This is a genomic window from Kitasatospora sp. NPDC002543 (assembly GCF_053594915.1).
The window spans coordinates 1-2,132 of the sequence record NZ_JBSFWR010000225.1 but is presented as its reverse complement, the minus strand read 5'-3'; the positions used below and the strand labels follow the sequence as shown (position 1 = coordinate 2,132).

Genomic DNA, 2,132 nt, shown 5'->3' with positions numbered 1-2,132 from the left:
ACCGAACCCCCCGGCACCGGACCCCCACCACCACCCCACCCCGACACGATCAACTCACGCTCGCCACCCACCAACACATCCACCGAACCCACCACCTGCCCCGCATCCACCACCATCGCGGACAGCAGCGAGCGCAGCCGCAGGCCCAGCGACTCGACGGTGGCGCGGTCGAAGAGATCCGCGGCGTACTGCAGTTCCACCTCAATGCCACCCGGCGTGCCATCGGCGGCCCAGGACTCCGTGAAGGCGAAGTTGAGGTCGAACCGGGCCGGGGCATCGGCGAAGGGCTTCGACTCGACCGTGACGTCCGGGAGTCGAAGCACGCCCTCGTTGTTGTTCTGCAGCACGAGCATGACCTGGAACAGCGGGTGCACCGAGGCCGAGCGAACCGGGTTCAGCTCCTCCACCAACCGCTCGAACGGCACGTCCTGGTTCGAGAACGCCGCCAGGTCCGTCTCCCGGACCCGACCCAGCAACTCACCGAACGTCGGCGAGCCCGACAGATCCGTCCGCAGCACCAGCGTGTTCACGAAGAACCCGACCAACTCGTCCAACGCCTCGTCCGAACGCCCGGCCACCACCGTCCCGATGGGAATGTCGGTACCGGCGCCCATCCGGGAGAGCAGGGCCGCCAGGGCCGCGTGCAGCACCATGAACAGGGTGACCCCGTGCCGGCGCGCCAGTTCCTCCAGCTCCGCGTGCAGTTCGGTGTCCAGCCCGAACTCCACCAGACCGCCGGTACGCGGGCCGGTCCCGGACCGGGGCCGGTCCAGCGGCAGCGCCAGCTCCTGCGGGGCGTCCCGCAGCACCTCCGACCAGTGGGCGAGTTGGCGGTCCACGGTCTCGCCGAGCTGGTGGTGCTGCCAGAGCGCGTAGTCCGCGTACTGGACGGCCAACGGCTCCCAGTCCGGCACGGCACCGGCCAGACGGGCCCGGTAGGCCGCCGCCAGGCCCTCCCACAACGGCCGCATCGACCAACCGTCACTGGCGATGTGGTGGATCGCCACCGACAGGACGGACTCCTCCCCGCCGAGCGTGAACAGCACCACCCGCAGCGGAAGTTCGGACGAGAGGTCGAACGGCGTGAACGCGGCCCGGTTCAGTTCCCGGTCCAAGGCGTCACGGCCACACTCCACGACGGTGAACGGGACCCGTACCTCCCCGGCGGGCAGGATCAGCTGGCGGGGCTTGCCGTCGACGGCCGGATAGACCGTTCGCAGGGCCTCGTGCCGGCCCACCACGTCACCGATCGCCGCCCGCAGGGCCTCGACGTCCACCGGCCCCCGCAGGTGGAAGGCGAAGGGGCTGTTGTAGGTGGCGGAGGCACCTTCGAGCTGGTCCAGGAACCACAGTCGTTGCTGGGCGAAGGACAGCGGCAGCACCTCGGGGCGCTCACCCGCCACGAGAGCGGGTCGGGCCGGGCGGCCGTCCTTCAGCCGCTCGGCGACACCGGCGACGGTCGGGGCGTCGAACAGGTCGCGGATGCCGAGTTCGGCACCGAAAGTGGTGCGGACGCGGCTGATCAACCGGGCCGCGAGGAGGGAATGCCCACCCAGCGCGAAGAAGTCGTCGTCGACCCCCACCGCAGGCACCCCGAGGACCTCGGCGAAGACCACGCAGAGGATCTCCTCCTGCGCCGAGCGCGGGGCCCGTCCACCGGTCCCGGCGGTCGTGACGGCGGGTGCGGGCAGAGCCCGCTGGTCCAGCTTGCCGTTCGGCGTGATCGGCAGCGCCTCCAGCACCACCAGCGCCGAAGGCACCATGTGCCGGGGCAGCCGGCCGGTCGCGAAACGCCGCAGTAATCCGAGGTCGATCTCCTGGCCCGTGTTCGGCACCAGATACCCGACCAGGGTCTTCTCGCCGCGCCGGTCCTCCCGGGCCACCACGGCAGCCTGGGCCACTGCCTCGTGTCCCTGGAGGACGGCAGCGATCTCGCCCGGCTCGACCCGGAAGCCCCGGATCTTCACCTGGTCGTCCGCACGCCCCACATACTCCAGCACACCATCCGCACGCCAACGCCCCAGGTCACCCGTGCGGTACATCCGCTCACCCGGCTCGCCCAACGGGTTCGCCACGAAACGCTCCGCCGTCAAGCCTGCCCGACCGACATAGCCGTGCGCCAGACCGGCCCC

General features: G+C 70.9%; 1 protein-coding gene. It reads right to left on the bottom strand.

Annotated features, from left to right (window positions below; translation table 11 throughout):
- On the bottom strand, nt 1–2,132 hold a 2,132-nt coding region (locus ACWD4P_RS38115), incomplete at both ends, for a condensation domain-containing protein (protein ID WP_449782808.1).